The organism is Marinobacter sp. EhC06, assembly GCF_001650915.1.
Lineage (GTDB): Bacteria > Pseudomonadota > Gammaproteobacteria > Pseudomonadales > Oleiphilaceae > Marinobacter.
Genome location: NZ_LXYO01000023.1, coordinates 785,682 through 804,475, shown reverse-complemented (window position 1 = coordinate 804,475; position 18,794 = coordinate 785,682). Strand labels below are relative to the sequence as shown.

Sequence of the window (18,794 nt, the reverse complement as noted above, 5' to 3'; positions counted from 1 at the left end):
TCTACCTGTTAACTGGTTTGCTGCGCTCAAAACCGACATCTGTCATCATGAGCCAACGATTTTCTGATGGACCAGGACACAAGCACCTGTGAAACACGATTGCCACTACCATCCCGGCGACCCCGCCAAATGGCACTGCGGAGAGTGCCAGATTCACTATTGCAGCCGCTGCATGCCCGATGCCGACACCCGCCAGCGCCGGGCTCTATGCCCCCACTGCAGCAAGGCCATGCGATACCTGGGCGCCGCCACCGAGGTGGTCCCCTTCTGGCAGCGACTCGGCGCTTTTTTCCGCTACCCGTTCCATACCGATCCGCTGATCGTTATCGCCATCTGTACCCTGGTGCCGGTGGTTGCCCCGGCCAATCTGATTGGCATCCTTACCTGGATAGTGCTGGCGCTTGCCCTCTTCAAGTACACCTATGCGGTGATCAACCACACCGCTGAAGGTCACCTGAAACCGCCGGCCGTGTCCGTCGCCTTTACCGGCAGCGGCTTTGATATCGTCATCCTGCAGTTCCTGGTCTTCGTGCTGATGGGCGGTCTGGTTGGCGCTGCCGCCATGCTCGGCGGCCCGATTTTGATGATGCTGGCGCTGGCATTTGTCATCCTGGCATTACCGGCCAGCATCATGGTTCTGGCCATGGAGCGTTCTGTGGGTGCTGCGGTGAATCCGATGAATCTGGCGGTGCTGATCTCGCGAATTGGCACCCCTTATTTCCTGCTCTACGGCTACCTGATCCTGCTGACCCTCGCCTCGGGCGCGGCCCAAGACTTTGCCGTTAATCACTTTCCGTTCTGGGTTGCCCAGCCCCTGGCCGGCTTCCTGAACAGTACCTTTACCCTGATTCTGTTCCACATGCTTGGCTACCTGCTGTTCCAGTACCAGGAAGAGCTGGGTTTTGCCTCGGACATCCAGGATGACACCGCCGGGCAGGACACCCACCAGCGAGACCGCAGCGCCCGCTTCGATGCCGATATCGATATGAACCTGAAAGACGGCAACTACGATCGGGTGCAGAGCATGTTGAAGGAAGCTTTGAAGCGGGACCGTGATAACGCCCTGAGAATCGGCCAGCTCTACCAGCTACTGACGGCCCGCCAGGACACCGACGAACTCTACCGCTACCATCCACGCATTCTGGGCTGGCTAGCCGACCGCAACGACGGCGAAGGCATCGCCGGTGTGCTGAATACGATCCAGAAAGCAGAACCTGGCTTCAAACTGGTGGATCCGGACCTGTCTGTGCGCTGCGCCCGGGCCCTTTATCACCGGGGCCAGTTCAAACCGGCCTTGCGAGTGCTTCAGGATTTCCACAAACGCTTCCCGGACAGCGAACAGCTGGCCCCAGCCTATCTGCTGGTCGCCCAGACCCTGGCCAACGGCTTGTCCCAGTGGGAAAAAGCGACGGCCTTCCTGACGTTTATCCAGAAAAAATGCGTGAATCATCCGCTGCATGAGCAGATTACGGTTTATCTGCGGCAAGCGCAGAATAAAGAGCCGCTGAAGGGACCGAAAGCAACGTTTTCTGCCCAGGACTGACGCAGGGTATGGGAGGGGCTTCCCAAAACCGTGCGGAGCCATGGATGGCGGAGCCGAGCGTACAGGGACGTATTCACAGCGTGTTTTGGGAAGCCCCTCCCATACCCTGCTGCCCCGAGGCTAGCCGGCCTGAAGAAGTTGACGATAATGACGAGCTTTGGGCGCCATCTGGCGCTTTTCAAACTCTTCCACAAGCAACCGACAGGCCTCGGTAGTCAGCATGTCATCGCCCGTGCTTCTGAGCCGCTCGAAGGCTTTCTCTGCAGCCTTGAGGTCATGTTGCTTGAGACTGGTGAACAGGACCCGGTTATGGTCTTCTGCCGCTAGTGGCTGATAGCTCTCCCCTTTGCCCAGGTATTCCTGCCAGATAGCAATCATCTGCTCTGGCTGGCGCCGGCTGAGGGCATCGTTCATAAGCTCTTTGGCGCGATCACGATATTCGGGCAAGTCCGGGCGGAGTTTGGCCAACTGGTATAGATGTTCCAGCAGGATATGGCGTTCCGGGTAGTGCTCACGCAGGGCCTCGAATTGCCGGCGGGCCAGATCAAACTCCATCCGGCCGAGGCTGGCCATGGACTGCGCGTATCCGGTGGTGAACCGGGCATCCTGCTCTTCCTCTTCCGGCTCGAAGAATTCCTCGCGCACCTGCAGCCAGCTCTTGCCCAGCAGCCAGACCAGGCCTGCGCCGGCAATCAGGCCGCCAGCGTGGGCCATGTAGGCGATGCCGGTGGCACCGGCGTACCAGTAATCGTAGATTTCCTTGCCCACCCATACGGGCAGCAGGGCGATAGCAGGCGCTCGGAAGTAGTTAAAATAGACACCCAGAAAATAGAAGAAACGGATTTTCTGCAGTCCGTAAATGGCCACGTACATGCCCATCAGACCGGAGATCGAGCCCGAGGCACCCACCAGGGGTACATAGCTACCCGCCGAAACCGCGGTAAACATCAGGCCGGAGAGGGCTCCGCATACCAGGTAGGCAATCAGGTACCGGCCCGGCCCTAACGCTTTCTCAACGGTAAATCCGAGCAGGAACAGGAAGATCAGGTTACCGATGATGTGGCCCCAGCCGCCATGTAGAAACTGGTAGGTAATCAGGGTATACAGCGACAGATCCGCCGGCACCAGACCAAGCTGGTTGGCACTGAGTTTCTGGAGATACTCCTGCTCGATGACGCCGCGCTGTTCCTGCCAGTGCGCCCGTTCCGCCGGCGCCCAGATGACATCGCGATTTTGCAGCAGGTATTGGTAGAACTCCCGGTCCATCATCAGGTTGATGGCCAGCCAGAAGTTCTCGTTCTCTTCCCGAAGTTGCTGAAACTGCTGGAGCTCGTAGACCCGGCTCTCTTCGCCCTGGAACTGGATTTGCCGCTGCAGGTAATCCTCGTAGGCTGGCGCCTCCAGCTCATGAAGGTCGGCGGCCAGGTATTGTTCGACCGCTTGCTCGAGTTTGCGGCTGTCGCCCCCCTGATAGAAAAGAAAAACCAGCAGGCAGGCCATGATCAGGCCAAGGGTCACCCAGGGCGGGCGTTTCCAGTTAATGGCGTTTTCGGCGGGGATAATCAGCATGGGCGGTCACAATTCATCATAATCTGTCCCTGAAAGAGTGTTTTTTACCACACCCACGCCTTCTTTTCGCGCTCAAATGGAATCCAGCGCAAAGGTCGTTGGGGGTCAATCCCGGAAATGTGGCACACACCACAGAGTCGGAAAAGCCCAAACGACTGGTCCGGCTGTCATTGGGATGTCACAGAAATGACATTTAATCGGTTCCATCGACGGACTGTACCGGGCCATATATCGACCTTTCGCCAATTGCCGTTGTTCCTGCTCCAGCCAATAGTGAACAGGAATAACAAGAAAAACCGGATACCGAACCAAGGATTTTTCAGATGACCGTACTCGTATTGGATAACCCGGAGCTGATTGCCAATGCCGCGATAGCCGCCGGCTTCACCACAGCCAACTTTGAAGCCGGAACCAGGCGCCCGCACCGTATGAAGTTTCATTACGGCTTCAACAAGCACTCGCTGAACAGTGATGACATTGCGTTCCTGCAACAGCATGCCGCGTATCTGAAGGAACATCCTTCGGTCAGCGTCAGAATTCATGGCCACTCCGACAACTTCGGCTCCGAAGACTACAACCGGTTTCTCTCTCGATTGCGGGCCAACGCGGTCGCGCGGATGCTCATGCAGGAAGGCGTTGCGGAATCCCGGATTCTTGTGAGTCACTGGGGCTCAGCCCGTCCTCTGGCAACCCCGGAAGATCGGGCAGCCAACCGGCGTGTTGAACTGGAATATCGGACTCTGGATGTGGCCCAGGCGCTCTAGGCCGAGGCAACCACGACAAAAACCGCCCCCGGACTTCCGTCATCGCGGGGGCCGGATGCCGCCCGCTCACCAGCGACGAGACACACAACTGAACCAATCTTCGGCTTTTCTGGAATCTTAATTATTCTGATTTATATGGTATTAAGCGGATTAGCCATATTAAGGGTGAAAATTATTATTTAGCAAAAACAGTGACTTAATTACAAAAAAGAAAGCAAACTTACCTTTATTTAACGAACCTTTTGCCCAATTTCCTCGTCTTAGTCATGTATCCAGGGTTTAACCATTACCTGACTAGAGAGGTCACTATGAACACAAAACCCTTCATCACTGCCGCACTCATTGGTTCGATGTTTGCTACCAGCGCAGCGTTTGCTGCCGGCGGCCCCCGCAACAGCGACGGCGGAGATCGGTCTACGGAAACTGCCAACTCGGAAGACCTGACCACCATTGAGGTCAGCGATCTGCAGTTCATGCGGGAAGAGGAAAAGCTTGCCCGGGACGTCTATCTCACCATGGACCAGCACTGGGGCGACAGAACACAGGTCTTTGCCAGAATCGCGCTTTCCGAAGAATCCCATACCAGTAGCGTTGATTACCTGCTGACCAAATTTGGCGTTGAAGATCCAGTGGTAAACGACACCATTGGCGTCTTCACCAACGAAGAACTCCAGAACCTCTATAATGAATTGGTCGCCAAGGGCAAAAACTCGTTCATTGACGGCCTGTTCGTCGGAGGCCTGATCGAAGAGAAGGATATGAGAGACATTCTGGCCGCGATTAATCAAACCGATGAGCGCGCCATTATCCTTGCCTATTCCAACCTTCTCGATGGCTCGAAAAGCCACCTGAAAGCCTTTGTAAGCGTCATCGAGGCACAGGGACTGACCTATGAGCCTCAGGTGCTGGATGCGGAAGAAGTGGAGCTTATCCTTAACGACGAGAGCCAGGTTGAGGACTGATCTACCGTAAAACCAGGTCATCGAAACAAGAACGGGGCGGCCCAGAGCCGCCCCGTTCTGTTATTAACTTAGCCATAGACCTGCCAGACGTTCCACAGCAGCAACAATGCAGCCACCAGGATTGCCAGCCAGGTCAGCAGTATGCCCACCATACGCGCCCAGTGGGTGCCACCTCGGCCATTGATCATGCCAAAGGCGTGGAGGATGCGGCCAACCACCAGAGCCATGCCGGTCCAGTAGATCAGGCCGCTGGCAACGCCGTTGAGCTCTGCGATGGCAAGCATGATCAGACCAAGAGGGGCGTACTCCACCAGGTTGGCATGGGCCCGGACAGCCGCCTCAAAGTCCCGGTCATCGGTGACGCCCAGGCCCTTTTTATACTTCAGACGGAATTTGACGACCTGAGCCGACAACACCAGCAAAAGAATGCCAATGACTGCGGCAAACACTCCGGTTACGGGTACGATCATGCTCAGGCCTTCTTGATTGCACTAACGATAGCGAGAAGCAACACAGCGCCTACCGTTGCGGTTACCAGCTCACCAATAGCACCCTGGGCCGCCAGGCCCAAGAGGCGGAACACAAAACCGCCAAGAAACGAGCCGACAATACCAATACCGATGTTGGCCAGAACGCCAAAGCCACGGCCCTTCATGATCAAACCAGCCAGCCAACCGGCCACACCGCCTATAATCAGAAACAGAATCAGATTCATCTCTTGCCTCTCCCTGAGGGTCGTTGAACGAAACGATCAGTCCCGCAAGACTGCCCTGTTTCCAGTGGTGCTTCAAGCACTTCCGGGGGAGTGAATCACAGTGCGGCAATGGCCTCAGACATTTGCCGATGACATCGGGCCATCAGTTCCGGAATATCCTCGACGGTGAGGCCCTCTGTTTCAATGGGTGGCAAAACCCGGATGGCTACCGATTCACGGCGGCCGCTCCAGCCTTTCGCCTCATCGGCGTATTCCTGGACACACACCATAGTGATCGGCGCTCCGGATGCCACCGCTGCGTGAAACGCGCCTTTTTTGAATTTCTGCAGGCCCCGGCCCTTGCTACGGGTGCCCTCGGGGAAAACCCAGAGACTTTTGCGATCCCGGGCGATGGCACTGCTGGTGGCCTTCATAACCGCAATGGCCTTGTGGGAGCGCCCACGATTAAGGATAACGTTGCCGCCCAGCCAGAAGACCTGACCAAAGAAAGGCACCCAGACCAGTGACGATTTACCAACCGTAACGGTGCGCGGCGGCAACAAGTCGCCCACAACAAACAGATCGTCATTGTGCTGGTGATTGGCAATGACGACGGTAGGCCGGTCCTGTGGCATGTTTTCCCAGCCTTCAAGAGGGCGCTCCATACCCAGAACCGCCCGCCCGAAACGAGCGACGACGCGCGCCAGGATACGGTTGTTATCCGGATTGAACGGCCTTGCCGCGTAGAACACCAGCGCGAACAGGCAGATGATCGGGACACTCAGCCACGCCAGCAGTTTTCTGATAATACCCATGCAACCAAACTCTGCAGCCAATTTTTGGCGCACAAGTGTACGCCAACTTTATATTCCGGCAACAGTGTCGATTTGTTCCCTTTGTTTACCCTTTGCTGAAGCCCTGACGACGTATCGCAGCGGCCCACCAGCGTCGACACTGTCGAACGGGTAACAGGTCACCAGCAGAAGCGTTCCTGCCGGCAAACGCTGGGTGTCAATCAGCTCTGAACGGCTGTCCACAACCCGGGCACCCTCAACGAGGTAGCTCTGCCAACGGCCATCCCGGCCTTGCAGGCGAACCTCATTGCCGGTTTCCAGTGCTTTCAGGCTTCGGAAATGGGTATCCCGGTGTCCGGCAATGATCACGGCTCCGCCAGGATCTTCGCTACCGGTTAACCGACCGGGCCCAAATGCCAGACTCTCGCCGTGGGTATCGGCCAGAACAATCATCGTGTCGTTCAGCTCCGGAATAGCCAGGCGAGCCACCGGCCAGGTATCCGCCCAGGGCCACGGCCGTGAGTCCGTCTGCCGGGCCTGGCTTTCCGCCCAGGCAACCTCCAGCAATTCCTGGGCAATAACCGCCTTGAGCGGAATCCATAACCCGAATACCAACAAGGTAGCAGAGCTGGTCAATAACAGAAGCAACAGCTTTGTCATGAAAGTGTCCTCCTCTGCAGCAACACGATCGCCAGGGAGAACATCAGCCCGACCAGGCCAAGCGCGATCAGCAGCGGCGCTGATGTTGCCGTCTGCGGATAGCGCAGCATGCCGGTCTGGCTGCCCGCCGGCAGAAGAGTGGGCAAATTATCCGTTTCCATTGGGGTCTCTGAACTTCGCACCGGTGTGGAATCCACGGCCACAAAACTGGTGTAGGCCGACATCAAGCCGTGGCTGACCGCCAGTTCGGTAATGCCGGCCTTGTCCGGCTCCCGGCCCGTCACCCTGGCCTCATCCTCCAGGCCGTCGATCTTCTCTCTCGCCCAATGGCGATGAAGCCCGCTTGCCGGGGCGGCCTGCTGCAGGTCCAGCGTTCTGGTCCAGTCCTTGCCACCCGGCAGGCGCCCCGACACCTTCAGCTCTCCCATGGCCGGGGCACCCCGCACCACATGAATCAACGGCTCGCCCTGGAACAGGTCGCCCGGGCGCCTCGGAAAGAACTCCTTGCCTGTCTCCTGGCCGGGCCAGTCAACCCGGATATCCGTCAGAACCGGCGACTCCATGGCCGAAAACAGCGCCTGCAAAGGACCATCCACATCGGAAGGCGAGTGGATCGCCGTATAAGTACCCCGGCCCCAGCGGGCGGCCTCACGCATGAAATGCCGATTCGGCGCAGAACCAATGCCCACGGTAAACAACCGCTGTTTGCCCAGTTGCTGACGGATCTGCCGAAACAGCGCCGCCTCATTGCCTACTGCTCCATCGGTAATGAAAATCACCTGACGCACCCGCGCGCCGTCTTCACTCTCACTGGCACTTTCCAGAGCTCTGGACAGAGCCGGCGCCATCTCGGTACCGCCGTCGGCCCGCAGACGGTCAACGTACCGACGGGCCCGGGCGAGGTTATTGCCGGTCGCCACTTCCGGTTGCATAAACAGCGAGTGAGTCTGACTGTTGAACTGAATCACATTGAACCGGTCCCGTGGCGTCAGCGTGTCCAGACCGGCCTGAAGGGCACTTCGGGCCTGGCGGATCGATTCCCCTGCCATGGAACCGGAGGTGTCAATCACGAACACCAGATCCCGGGGCAGCGCCATGGTGCCGTTTTCGCCCGGCACCAGCATCGCCATGAGATAATCCTCACCCTGCCAGGACTGGTGAAAAACCGCTGCGGAGGGTTCCAGCCCGGCAACCGGACGCCACCGCACCACGAAATCACGATTCATCAGGACCTCGCCGCCATCGGGACGAATCCTGAAAGTCTGGCCATCCTGACTGCTCGCGAGACGGTGCGACGGACTGGAGACGCTCTCCAGCGGTAGCCCGGAATCAATCACCAGATTGATCACCGCCCGGTGGCTGTCATCCGCCACATCAGCCGGGGTTACCGTAAACGGACTGATAGCACCGGCATCCGGCACCTCGCTCGTCGGCAGCGCCCACCCGCCTTGCCACTGATCCGGTGCATTGCGAACTGGCGCTCCCGGCATGTAACGCGGCGTCAGCGTGGTTGGAACAGTGAGCTCGAACACCCCGGCCTGATACTGCACCGGTTGCTGGTACTTCAGCTCAACCGAAACCGTCTCCCCCGGCGGGATATTGGCAACCCGGGCAGTAAACAGATTCGGACGCTGCTGCTCCACATTTGCCGCATGCTGCCCGGCCTGCTTTGCGTTCTCATAGGTCCGACGCGCCGTCTCTTTCGGCTGCACCTTGCCCTCAATGGTCCGCTCCCCAACTTTCATGGTCAGACCATAGACACTGGCCTTCTCGGGCAACGGGAACACGAAAACGCCCTCGCGCCACTGGTCACTGGTATTCCGGAAACTGCGCAACAACCGGGTGTCGGCAATCAGTCCGCTGACCTGAATGTCGAATTCGCTGTCCAGCACCAGCGCCGGTTCCTGCCATTGCCCCTGGCCATCGACAAAATGCAACTGGCCGACGTTGTCTGCCTCATTGGCTTCGGCATACAGTGGGTGAACAAACAGCATCAGCAAAACTGCCAGCCATAGGCTAATGCCCTCACCGATTCTTTTGAATCGAAGTCGCCGAGATCCCGCGAAATCAGAGGTAGCTCCGCGGTGGTTTCCAAAACCGTGCGGAGCCATGGATGGCGGAGCCGAGCGTACAGGGACGTATTCACAGCGTGTTTTGGAGGCCACCGCGGAGCTGCCGGGCGGTGAACTCCTGTCTAAAACAGGGGAGTAAAGCCGTAAATAAGAGAGCATCATGAGAGAATCCTTGTGACTGCATGACTGTGCGAAACACCGCCATTTCAGCAATCCGGAAAGGAACTCCCATGGCAGAAAGCGACAAACCGCCCTCAAAAAATGATGAATTATGGCAACAACGGCCTGCGCCCTTGTTATCAGCACCTGCCGTGGTTAAATAGGCACACACCGGCAACGGGAAGCAGCCGCCACCATGAAGAAACACGTTGTACTGATCGAAGACGAACCCGCCATCCGCGACAACTACCGCGCCGCATTCGAACGCCGTGGCTATCGCGTGACCGCCCATGGCGACCGGTCGTCGGCCTGGCAGGTGTTGCGGCAGTCATTGCCGGACCTTGCCATCATCGACGTTGGCCTGGGCGATGAACCGGAGGGTGGCTTCGCGCTGTGCCAGGATCTGAGGTCACTGTCCCAGACCCTGCCGATTATCTTCCTGACCGCCCGTGACAGCGACATAGATTCTGTACACGGCCTGCGCCTTGGGGCCGATGATTACGTCACCAAAGACATGAGCCTGGACCACCTGCTGGCCCGGGTTACCGCCCTGCTCAGACGGGCCGACGCCTGGGCCGAAGCCCTCCAGAAGCCGGACGAAGTGCTCCAGCGGGGCAAGCTCACCCTCAATGTGGATCGTATGACCGTCGCCTGGGACGAAACCCCCATTGACCTGACGGTCACCGAATTCTGGATGCTGCACTCGCTGGTCCAGCACCCGGGCCATGTACGCAGCCGGGAACAGTTGATGGAAGCCGCCAGCACCGTGCTGGACGACAACACGGTCACCTCTCATATCAAACGCATCCGCCGCAAGTTCCAGCAACTGGATGAGACCTTCGATGGCATCCAGACCGCCTACGGCATGGGTTATCGCTGGAACGCCCGTGAGGTCTGAGCCTTGAACCTCAAGCGCCAGCTGTTCGTCGCCAGCCTGCTGATGCTGCTGATTCCCTGGGCAGGCCTGCAGTTTGTCCTGGAACTGGACGACGCCCTCCGACAACAGGCCCGGCAGCAACTGCAGGCCCAGGCCGGGAGACTGGCCCAGACCGCCGGCGACCAGATTATCGGCACCACCGTTATCGGGCCTGATGAGCCAGCAATTTACGTCGAACCCCTCGCCGGCAACCTGAATCTGGATGGTTATGGCGACGACTGGCCGGGGTATGACGAGGAAAACCAGGCAAGAAACTGGCAGGGCCAGACCAGCACAGAGGCCGGCGAGCCATCCCTCCAGTGGCAGGCGGTGACCGACCGGCGGAACCTGTATCTGCTGATCCGCGTCAACCAACGGCAACCCGTGTTCTTCAATCCCGGCAACCCGGACCAGCCCCATGACCGTCTCCGGCTCTGGCTGGAGCCTGCCCCCGGTAACCTTGCCCCCGACGCGATCCGAAGGTCCTGGCTGCTGCGAACGCCAGCCCCGGGCCAGCTTTACGGTCTGGAAGAGGCCAGCCGACAGCCGGACTACCGTATCTCCGGCTTTTTGCAGGGCACCGGCGAGGGCTGGCAACTGGAACTGAAATTGCCCATGCCCGCCGACCGCAGCCGCCTGGGCTTTGCAGCATTTTGGGGCCAGGACCAGACAACAGGCGTCTCCACGCCGGTCGACCCACTGCCGGTTCTGGTCAGTCGCAATCTGGCCCTCGAGCGCCAGCTGGAGCCACAACTGAACCAGGGCCAACGGGTACGTCTGGTTGAACCGGCCGGCTGGGTGATCGCGCGACAGCAGTCTGGCTCTGCCACGAAAACACCGGAGTTCGACAGCCTCAGCCCGCTTCAGGTGGTGGAGCAGATCAGTCTCAATGCGCTCCGGGGTCTGGTGCGCCTTTACCAGCCGGAACCGACCGCCATCACAACCGGCACTAACCGCGTGGCAGTTGAAGCGCTCCCGGAGACAGGTCTGGTCCGCCACGAGGATGACAGCGCCTGGCTGCTGACCACCCGGGAGGTTTTCGGTGGTCGCACGCTGATCCTGGAGCAATCACTGGATCAGCTTCTGACCCTCTCCGGCTCTGCCCTGGGCTCGGTCATTGCCCGCAGCACCCTCATCATTGTCGCAATCACCCTGGTTCTGCTTGGCTACGCCAGTTGGCTGTCCTGGCGGATTACACGGCTGCAGCGCGCTGTCAGTGCCAGTATCGACGAAGACGGGCGAATCACCGGCAGAGTGCCGGATGCCCGAAGCAAGGACGAACTGGGCCAGTTGCAACGGCACTTCAGCCTGATGGTGGACCGCCTCCACGGTTACAACCGCTACCTGGAGAGTTTTTCCAGGCGACTGTCCCACGAGCTGAAGACCCCTGTCGCGGTGGTCCGTTCCTCGCTGGAAAACCTCAACCACAGCAACTCAGAAGAAGAGCGCAGGCAGTATATTGAACGGGCGGCCTCAGCCACCGAACGCCTCCGGCAGATCCTCCACGGCATGAGCGAAGCAGCTCGGCTTGAACAGAGCCTGGACCATGCGGATAAAGAACAGTTTGATCTGGCCGAAGTGGCCGCCGAAGCCACGGCCGCCTACCAGGCCCTCGACAGCAGCCACCAGATCCGCTATTCAGGGCCCGAGGCGGGCTGCGCGATTACCGGTTCTCCGGAGCTGATGGTGCAACTGCTCGACAAACTGGTGGACAACGCCCGGGATTTCACACCGCCGGATGGTCTGATTGAAGTGGGGCTGAAAAACACACCAGAGGGCTTCTGCCTGTCGGTTTTCAACCAGGGCTCGACACTGCCGGAAGACACCACCACCGACATCTTCAGCCCGTTTGTCTCGATGCGGGACGGCCAGGAACAGGGCCACCTGGGGCAGGGTTTGCTGATCGTCAGCCTGATTGCCGACTACCATGGTGCCCGGGTGGAAGCCCGTAACCGCACCCAAGGTGGCATTGACGGCGTAAGCTTCCGGGTTATTATCCCTGCCATCCATTCTTGAAAACAGGAACTTCCCGCCGTGAGCGCACGCCTGGACTCCCTCGATATTCATCCGCTTCGGAACGATCTCTACAACGAGCTGCATTCACGGCCGTTTCAGGTGCTTCCAACCCCGGCGCGGGTCACCCAGATGGCGGTGATGACGACCCCGGAGCAGCGGGAGCAGCAATTCCGGCATCTTCAGGAACTCCATCGCCTGATGGGGCATCCGGTGCCGGAAAACGAGGTGGGCTGCTTTGAACACACCTTCGGTTCACTGCGGGTGCGTCGCGAGATGCACATGGAGTTCGCATCCTACACCTTTATCAATCTGGAAGCCGGAGATGAAACACCCTTTACCGAGACCGGTATCACCCCGCTGCCCGAAGGATGGCTGGAGCAACTGACCGGTACCGTGATCGCGGCATTCCACCTGGAAGTCCGGCCCGCTTCTGACGGAACCGAGGGCGACCTGGATTACGTGCGCAAGCACTTCGAGGGCATGCGGCTGATTGGCAGCAGTCCCCAGGAGGGTGCCGCCCGGGTATGGGGCACCTTCCGGCTGCACAGCGATGGCTTTGGCCGATTCATGGTGATGAACCACCACATGTCGGACAGCCAGCTGGGCCGACTGACCCAACGCCTGATGGAGATCGAAACTTACCGCCTGATGTCACTGCTGGCGCTGCCGGTTGCCCGGGAAATCACGCCATCCCTGAACGATATGGACGAAAAGCTGGCGGTGATCACCCGGTCACTGGCGGAAAACGAAGATGTGGATGAAGAGAAACTGTTGGCCCAGCTGACCAACATTGCAGCCCGTATCGAAGCCTTCCGGGCCCATTCCACGTTCCGCTTCTCCGCCACCCGCGCCTATCACCGGCTGGTACTGACCCGGCTGGAGGAATTGCGGGAGGACGAACTTTCCGGCCACCTGACCCTGACCGAGTTCATGACCCGTCGGCTGACACCGGCGGTGAAAACCTGCGAAGCCGTGAGTGAGCGACTGGAAGACCTGTCCCGCCGGGTAGACCGGGCCTCAGACATGATGCGCACCCGGGTGGAGCTGGCCATCCAGAGCCAGAACCAGCAGCTGCTCAGCTCCATGGACCGTCGCTCCAAAATTCAGCTGATGATGCAGCACACTGTGGAAGGTTTCTCCGTGGTGGCCATCACCTATTACCTGATTGGCCTGCTCAAGTTCGGCCTGGATTCGGTCTACGAGGCCGGTGTCGTCTTCAACAAAACCCTGGTTCTGGGCATCGCCATTCCGGTGGTGATGGCCCTGGTCTTCCTGGGGGTTCGGGTGGTTCACCATCACTTCATCAAGATGGCAAAACGGCAATAGCTACTTAAGCTTGCCCAGATCCCGGTCGCCGGCAAACTGACGGTAGAACTGCTGGGCCGTTCGGCCGTTGCGCACACCCTTGGCGGTAGCAAAGCGAATCGCCTCGCGATGCAGCCCTTCCCGGTCATCAAATTCCGGGAAAAGCGCATCCACGGCCTGCAGGTACACCCCTTGCGAAAACGCGTAGAACGACAGCTGCAGACCAAACCGGTCCGCCAGGGACACCTGTTCCTCGATGGCCTCCGCCGGATGCAGCTCACCGTCCCGCATCTCGCTCTTGAGGTTGTCAGACATAAACTCCGGCATAAGGTGGCGGCGGTTGGAGGTGGCATACACCCGCACGTTCTCCGGAGGCAGTTCCAGGGAACCCTCCAGTACACTTTTCAGGGCCTTGTAGCTGGACTCACCAACATCAAACGACAGGTCGTCGCAGAAAATCACGAACCAGAACGGCAGATCGCAGATTTCGTCGACAATTTCCGGCAGGTTGACCAGATCGTCCTTGTCCACCTCGATCATCCGGAGCCCGCGCTCCTGATAGCGATTCAACAGCGCCTTGATCAACGAGGACTTGCCCGTGCCCCGGGAGCCCCAGAGCAAAGCGTTGTTGGAAGGCTCGCCGGCAAGAAAGCGCTCGGTGTTGCGGGCCAGGGCCTGCTGCTGTCGGTCGATACCCTTCAGATCCTGCCACTGCACCGGATCGAGCCGGCGGATGGCGCGAAGCCCCGAGCGATGGCGGCGCCAGACGGCGGCCGGGGTGGATTGCCAGTCAAAGGATGCAGTCGCGGACATAAACCTCTTTCCTATTCCGTCCCGGGTCAGGCTGTGAAACACTGACCCTGTAAAAACTGTGATAACAGGAGACTTTACCCCAAATGGCCGTAAAATCCGTCGCTTTGGTGGCACACGACAACAAGAAAAAGGAACTGGTGGACTGGGTTGCCGAAAACCGCACCCGTTTTGCCCCACTGAAACTCTACGCCACCGGCACCACCGGCCGGCTGCTCCGGGACAACCTGGAGCGGGATGACATCCATTGCCTGCTCAGCGGCCCCCTGGGCGGCGACCAGCAAATCGGCGCCAAGATCGCCGAGGGCGAAATCGACCTGCTGGTGTTCTTCTGGGACCCTCTGGAACCTCAACCCCATGACCCGGATATCAAAGCCCTGTTGCGTATTGCCGCACTCTGGAACATCCCCGTGGCCTGCAACCGGGCAACCGCGGAATTTATCCTGACTTCAGCGTACATGACCGACGACCAGCATCAGCCGAGGAAGCCCGATTTCTCCGATTACACCGGCCGCTCGGTCAGCACCTGAGGCAGTAGGCAAGGCCGGTGGTTATGACTACACTGGTAATGTAGCTGTAGAGGACCGCCGGCGCCCCGATGAACTCCCTTGCCACCCCCTGCCAATGCCCGTTCAAGAGAGTGGCCGTCGCTGTTCTTTTCGCACTGGTTTACCTACTCGCCGCACCTCCGGCCTGGGCCCAGGAGGTGTCCGATACCGTTACTGTCGGCATCGTCGCTGACAACAAACCCTATTCTTTTAATGAGGGGCGCGGCGCCTCCGGTTTTTCCGTTGATATTCTGCGGGAAGTCGCCGAACAGGCTGATCTGAAGTTCACCTTCAGGGCCGGCAGCTGGCCAGAAGTCTACGGCGCCTTCATGCGGGGCGAACTCGACGTTATTGATGGCATCTCCTTTCGTCAGGACCGTGCAGAGCAAATCCTGTTTACCGAGCCTTACCACATTCGACAGACTTACCTGATGCATGACACCCAGAATCCAGTCGGGAATGTCGACAGCATTGAGGACCTTCAGGGTCTGAGAGTGGGTGTCGTGCGAGACATCTATTACCGCGATGCCCTTACCGAAAAGGGCATCACACTCAACACATACGACTCGCTGCACAGCCTGATTCGGGCACTGGCTTTCGGATGGGTGGATGTGATTATCGGGCCGCAGCTTACTCTTCAGTATTACGCCAACGAGGCCGGCTTTCGTTTCCTTGCCATTGCCGGCAAGGCACCGCTGGGCGATCTTGCCCGCGAGGACTTCCGCATCGGCGTTCTGAAAACCAATGAGGCCCTGTTCAATCGGATCAGTCAGGGCCTTGCGGAGATTCCGGACCAGCGCAAACGCGAACTGCTGGAGCGTTGGCAGGAATTTGGCGGTGCCAGTCTCTCTGGCTCCGGGAATTTTGTTCTCAGCCCCGAACAGCGCCGGTTCATTGCGGAAACCGGCCCGGTCCGCGTCGGGCTGATGCGGGACTATGCCCCCTACAGCTTTGAGAGTGGTACGCGCATCCAGGGCCTGACGGTGGATATCCTGAACCGGCTGTCAGATCTGACCGGGCTACAGGTAATTCCCGTGGGCGGCCAGTGGATCGAACTGTTGCCACTGTTCCGGAACGGCGAGATCGACATACTGGCAAACATGTCGTTCAGCCCTGAACGCAGCGCTTTCACCCGCTTCACCGAGCCATATCACACCATCCCCAATGTGGCCTTCACCCGAGAACAGGATCTTTCCCTTAACACCCTTGAGGACCTCAAGGGTATGCGAGTGGCGCTGGGCTCCGGCATCTATTACGAACAGCCATTGCAGGAAGCGCTGGGAGACGACGCCCGTATATTCACCGCCCAGGATGCGATGTTCGAAGCCCTCGCCAGAGGCCAGGTCGATGTGGTTCTGGCGGCATTGCCCAACGGCAATTTCTGGGTTCGTGAACTGGGACTTCCGGGGGTCCGTATCGCCGGGGAACTGATTCTGGATGGCCTGCCGGGTGAGGATCTCCGATTCGGCGTACGCCCGGGCCTTGCGCCTCTGGCCGGCATTCTCGATCAGGCCCTGGCCACCATCAGTGCCGAAGAAATCCGCACCATCGAAGACCGTTGGCTCGGCGCCAGCGGTGGAACCCGACAGCCCGGCACTGGCAAGGCAAACCTGACAGAAGCGGAACTGGCATGGCTGGAAAACCGCAGCAACCGGGTGTCCATGTGCATTGACCCCGACTGGCTTCCCCTGGAGGGTAGGGATGCAAACAGAAAGCATGCAGGCCTTTCTGCAGAGGTGTTCCGACTGTTCGCCGAGCGCACGCCAATCCATTTCGACGTGGTGCCAACCGACAATTGGCAGCAGTCCATGCAGGCTGCGCGGGAGCGCCGATGCGATCTGCTGGCCATGGCCATGAAAACGCCGGAACGGTCCGAATTCATGAATTTCACCGAGCCCTACCTGGAAGTTCCCAACGTCGTCCTGGGGCGGATCGAAGCACCATTCATCGAACGGATTGGCGACCTTCGCGGCCAGAAAGTGGGCGTTGTCGAGGGCTATGCCTTTGCCGAACTCCTGCAAACCCGCTATCCGTCCATGGACCTGATCGGAGTCAGCAACGAGCAGGAGGGGCTCCGGCGCCTTCAGAACCATGAGCTGGACGGCTACATCACGACCCTGGCAACTGCCAGCTACTACATGCAGGAACTTGGCCTGGCGGACCTGAAAGTCATTGGCAGGATCCCCGCAGACTGGTCGCTGGCCGTTGCCATCCGGGACGACGAACCGGTTCTCCTTGGCATCATGCAGAAACTGGTGTCCAGCCTGACCACGGAAGAGCGACGGAGCCTGGAGAGCCATTGGCGCAACATCCAGTTGAAACAGACAGTGGACTATACGCTGATCTGGCAGCTTCTGATTGCCGGCGCCCTGGTGACGGCCCTGCTGATCTACTGGAACCGGAAACTGGGCCGTCTGAACAAGGAACTGGCGGTCGCCAATGAGACGCTGGCCCGCCTGAGCGTGACCGATGACCTGACTCAACTTGGGAACCGAAGCTACTTCGACCAGGAGTTCCGGAAAAGCTTCCAGTGGTGCCAGCGGCACCACTCCGGTATTGCGGTGGCCATGGTCGACGCCGACCACTTCAAAAAGATCAACGACACCTTCGGCCATGAGGCCGGCGACCTCTGCCTGAAAGCGCTGGCCGATACCATGCGCAAACACTTTCGTCGGGAAACCGACCGGTTATCGAGGTTTGGCGGCGAGGAGTTCGTGGTTTTTGCGAGCTACGAGGACAGCGATGAAATCCGCAACCGTCTGGAGACATTCCGGGAGGCTGTCGCCAGTGCCTGCAACATATGCGGTCACAATGATATCCGGCTGACCATCAGCATTGGTCTGGCAACGGGGATTCCGGGGCCGGAGGCCTCTCCGGCAGAATTTCTGAGACAGGCCGATCAGGCCCTGTACCAGGCCAAACAGAATGGCAGGAACCGTCTTGAGGTACGAGCGGTCTGATCAGAAGTGGTGCTAAGATGCGGGAAAACACAAGGATAAGGAGAACGCCATGGCACGTATCTACGAGGACAACTCACTCTCCATTGGCAATACCCCGCTGGTAAAACTGAACCGGGTCAACGAAGGCGCAACTATCTGGGCCAAGATTGAGGGCCGCAACCCGGCCTATTCGGTCAAATGCCGGATCGGCTCAGCCATGATCTGGGACGCTGAAAAGCGCGGCACTCTGAAACCCGGCATGACCATCGTGGAGCCCACCAGTGGCAACACGGGCATCGCACTGGCATTTGTTGCAGCAGCCCGGGGCTATAAACTGGTCCTGACCATGCCCGCTTCCATGAGCCTGGAGCGCCGCAAGGTGCTGAAAGCCCTTGGAGCAGAACTGGTACTGACCGAACCTGCCAAAGGTATGCCCGGTGCCATCGCCAAGGCCGAAGAAATCTTTGCCGCCGACCCGGACAATCATTTTCTGCCCCAGCAGTTCCAGAACCCGGCCAACCCCCGAATACACGAGGACACCACCGGGCCGGAAATCTGGAACGACACCGACGGTGAAATCGATATCTTCGTGGCAGGCGTTGGCACTGGCGGTACGCTGACTGGCGTATCCCGCTACATCAAGGGCACCAAAGGCAAGCAGATTACCACCGTCGCTGTGGAGCCGACGGATTCCCCGGTGATAAGTCAGGTGATGAACGGAGAAGATCCCAAACCCGCGCCGCACAAGATTCAGGGCATCGGTGCCGGATTCGTACCCAAGAATCTGGATCTTGATCTGGTCGACCAGGTGGAAGCGGTATCCAATGAAGACGCCATGGACATGGCCCACCGGCTGATGCAGGAAGAGGGCATTCTCTGCGGTATTTCCTGCGGCGCTGCAGTGGTAGCTGCGGTTCGGATCAGCAAGCAGCCGGAATACCAGGGTAAGAATATTGTGGTGGTCCTGCCGGATACTGCAGAGCGGTATCTCTCGTCGGCATTGTTCGCGGACCGGTTTGGCGAACAGGAGAACGTTCAGTAAC

At 59.1% G+C, this 18,794-nt stretch carries 16 protein-coding genes; 9 read left to right on the top strand and 7 right to left on the bottom strand.

Features of this window, described 5'->3' with window-relative positions:
• Positions 1-88: 88 nt before the first annotated feature.
• A complete protein-coding gene (locus A8B84_RS13550; protein WP_064229669.1) occupies positions 89-1,543 on the top strand; it encodes a hypothetical protein in 1,455 nt (484 codons plus the stop codon).
• Between the two features lie 120 nt (positions 1,544-1,663).
• Here A8B84_RS13550 and A8B84_RS13545 read toward each other — a convergent pair whose 3' ends face one another.
• Positions 1,664-3,112: a rhomboid family intramembrane serine protease gene (locus tag A8B84_RS13545; protein ID WP_064229668.1), complete on the bottom strand. Its 1,449-nt coding sequence runs from the start codon at positions 3,110-3,112 to the stop codon at positions 1,664-1,666.
• Positions 3,113-3,435: 323 nt separating this feature from the next.
• On the opposite strand from A8B84_RS13545, the gene A8B84_RS13540 reads away from it, so the two are divergent.
• Positions 3,436-3,876, top strand: coding sequence for an OmpA family protein (locus A8B84_RS13540; protein WP_064229667.1), 441 nt, complete (start codon positions 3,436-3,438; stop codon positions 3,874-3,876).
• Between the two features lie 308 nt (positions 3,877-4,184).
• Complete coding sequence (locus tag A8B84_RS13535; RefSeq protein WP_064229666.1) at positions 4,185-4,838, top strand: DUF2202 domain-containing protein; 654 nt, start codon at positions 4,185-4,187, stop codon at positions 4,836-4,838.
• Positions 4,839-4,906: 68 nt separating this feature from the next.
• On the opposite strand, the gene A8B84_RS13530 is transcribed toward A8B84_RS13535, so the two are convergent.
• From A8B84_RS13530 to A8B84_RS13510, 5 genes are all read right to left on the bottom strand, one after another.
• Entirely contained in the window at positions 4,907-5,308 is a 402-nt protein-coding gene (locus tag A8B84_RS13530) for an MAPEG family protein (RefSeq protein WP_064229665.1), read from the bottom strand.
• Between the two features lie 2 nt (positions 5,309-5,310).
• Complete coding sequence (locus A8B84_RS13525) at positions 5,311-5,553, bottom strand: GlsB/YeaQ/YmgE family stress response membrane protein (protein ID WP_064229664.1); 243 nt, start codon at positions 5,551-5,553, stop codon at positions 5,311-5,313.
• A 95-nt stretch (positions 5,554-5,648) separates the two neighbouring features.
• Complete coding sequence (locus A8B84_RS13520) at positions 5,649-6,347, bottom strand: lysophospholipid acyltransferase family protein (protein WP_064229663.1); 699 nt, start codon at positions 6,345-6,347, stop codon at positions 5,649-5,651.
• Between the two features lie 48 nt (positions 6,348-6,395).
• Positions 6,396-6,986, bottom strand: coding sequence for a class GN sortase (locus A8B84_RS13515; RefSeq protein ID WP_064229662.1), 591 nt, complete (start codon positions 6,984-6,986; stop codon positions 6,396-6,398).
• The gene (locus A8B84_RS13510) at positions 6,983-8,980 is read right to left on the bottom strand and encodes a marine proteobacterial sortase target protein (protein WP_227512834.1); all 1,998 of its coding nucleotides are present in this window, start codon (positions 8,978-8,980) and stop codon (positions 6,983-6,985) included. The genes A8B84_RS13515 and A8B84_RS13510 overlap by 4 nt, the downstream gene beginning before the upstream one ends.
• A gap of 433 nt (positions 8,981-9,413) precedes the next feature.
• Here A8B84_RS13510 and pdsR point away from each other — a divergent pair, with 433 nt between their 5' ends.
• From pdsR to A8B84_RS13495, 3 genes are read left to right on the top strand one after another with little or no spacing between them, the layout of a single operon-like run.
• Positions 9,414-10,115, top strand: coding sequence for a proteobacterial dedicated sortase system response regulator (gene pdsR, locus A8B84_RS13505; protein ID WP_064229660.1), 702 nt, complete (start codon positions 9,414-9,416; stop codon positions 10,113-10,115).
• A gap of 3 nt (positions 10,116-10,118) precedes the next feature.
• Positions 10,119-12,149, top strand: coding sequence for an ATP-binding protein (locus A8B84_RS13500; protein ID WP_064229659.1), 2,031 nt, complete (start codon positions 10,119-10,121; stop codon positions 12,147-12,149).
• A gap of 18 nt (positions 12,150-12,167) precedes the next feature.
• Entirely contained in the window at positions 12,168-13,475 is a 1,308-nt protein-coding gene (locus A8B84_RS13495; RefSeq protein ID WP_064229658.1) for a DUF3422 family protein, read from the top strand.
• On the opposite strand, the gene A8B84_RS13490 is transcribed toward A8B84_RS13495, so the two are convergent.
• Positions 13,476-14,267, bottom strand: coding sequence for an ATP-binding protein (locus A8B84_RS13490; RefSeq protein WP_064229657.1), 792 nt, complete (start codon positions 14,265-14,267; stop codon positions 13,476-13,478). It abuts the gene before it with no gap.
• Positions 14,268-14,350: 83 nt separating this feature from the next.
• Here A8B84_RS13490 and A8B84_RS13485 point away from each other — a divergent pair, with 83 nt between their 5' ends.
• The 3 genes from A8B84_RS13485 (at position 14,351) to cysK (ending at position 18,793) form a co-directional block, all read left to right on the top strand.
• Positions 14,351-14,794: a methylglyoxal synthase gene (locus A8B84_RS13485; RefSeq protein WP_064229656.1), complete on the top strand. Its 444-nt coding sequence runs from the start codon at positions 14,351-14,353 to the stop codon at positions 14,792-14,794.
• 68 nt (positions 14,795-14,862) lie between these two features.
• On the top strand, positions 14,863-17,772 hold the full coding sequence (locus tag A8B84_RS13480; protein ID WP_082905161.1) for a transporter substrate-binding domain-containing protein: 2,910 nt from the start codon (positions 14,863-14,865) through the stop codon (positions 17,770-17,772).
• 49 nt (positions 17,773-17,821) lie between these two features.
• The gene (gene cysK, locus A8B84_RS13475) at positions 17,822-18,793 is read left to right on the top strand and encodes a cysteine synthase A (RefSeq protein WP_064229655.1); all 972 of its coding nucleotides are present in this window, start codon (positions 17,822-17,824) and stop codon (positions 18,791-18,793) included.
• The last annotated feature ends 1 nt before the right edge of the window (position 18,794 follow it).

Coding starts and splice junctions, on each gene's coding strand:
- A8B84_RS13545 (WP_064229668.1), bottom strand. CDS start 3,112: ATGCTGATTATCCCCGCCGAAAACGCCATTAACTGGAAACGCCCGCCC.
- A8B84_RS13540 (WP_064229667.1), top strand. CDS start 3,436: ATGACCGTACTCGTATTGGATAACCCGGAGCTGATTGCCAATGCCGCG.
- A8B84_RS13535 (WP_064229666.1), top strand. CDS start 4,185: ATGAACACAAAACCCTTCATCACTGCCGCACTCATTGGTTCGATGTTT.
- A8B84_RS13530 (WP_064229665.1), bottom strand. CDS start 5,308: ATGATCGTACCCGTAACCGGAGTGTTTGCCGCAGTCATTGGCATTCTT.
- A8B84_RS13525 (WP_064229664.1), bottom strand. CDS start 5,553: ATGAATCTGATTCTGTTTCTGATTATAGGCGGTGTGGCCGGTTGGCTG.
- A8B84_RS13520 (WP_064229663.1), bottom strand. CDS start 6,347: ATGGGTATTATCAGAAAACTGCTGGCGTGGCTGAGTGTCCCGATCATC.
- A8B84_RS13515 (WP_064229662.1), bottom strand. CDS start 6,986: ATGACAAAGCTGTTGCTTCTGTTATTGACCAGCTCTGCTACCTTGTTG.
- A8B84_RS13510 (WP_227512834.1), bottom strand. CDS start 8,980: ATGCTGTTTGTTCACCCACTGTATGCCGAAGCCAATGAGGCAGACAAC.
- pdsR (WP_064229660.1), top strand. CDS start 9,414: ATGAAGAAACACGTTGTACTGATCGAAGACGAACCCGCCATCCGCGAC.
- A8B84_RS13490 (WP_064229657.1), bottom strand. CDS start 14,267: ATGTCCGCGACTGCATCCTTTGACTGGCAATCCACCCCGGCCGCCGTC.
- A8B84_RS13485 (WP_064229656.1), top strand. CDS start 14,351: ATGGCCGTAAAATCCGTCGCTTTGGTGGCACACGACAACAAGAAAAAG.
- A8B84_RS13480 (WP_082905161.1), top strand. CDS start 14,863: ATGAACTCCCTTGCCACCCCCTGCCAATGCCCGTTCAAGAGAGTGGCC.
- cysK (WP_064229655.1), top strand. CDS start 17,822: ATGGCACGTATCTACGAGGACAACTCACTCTCCATTGGCAATACCCCG.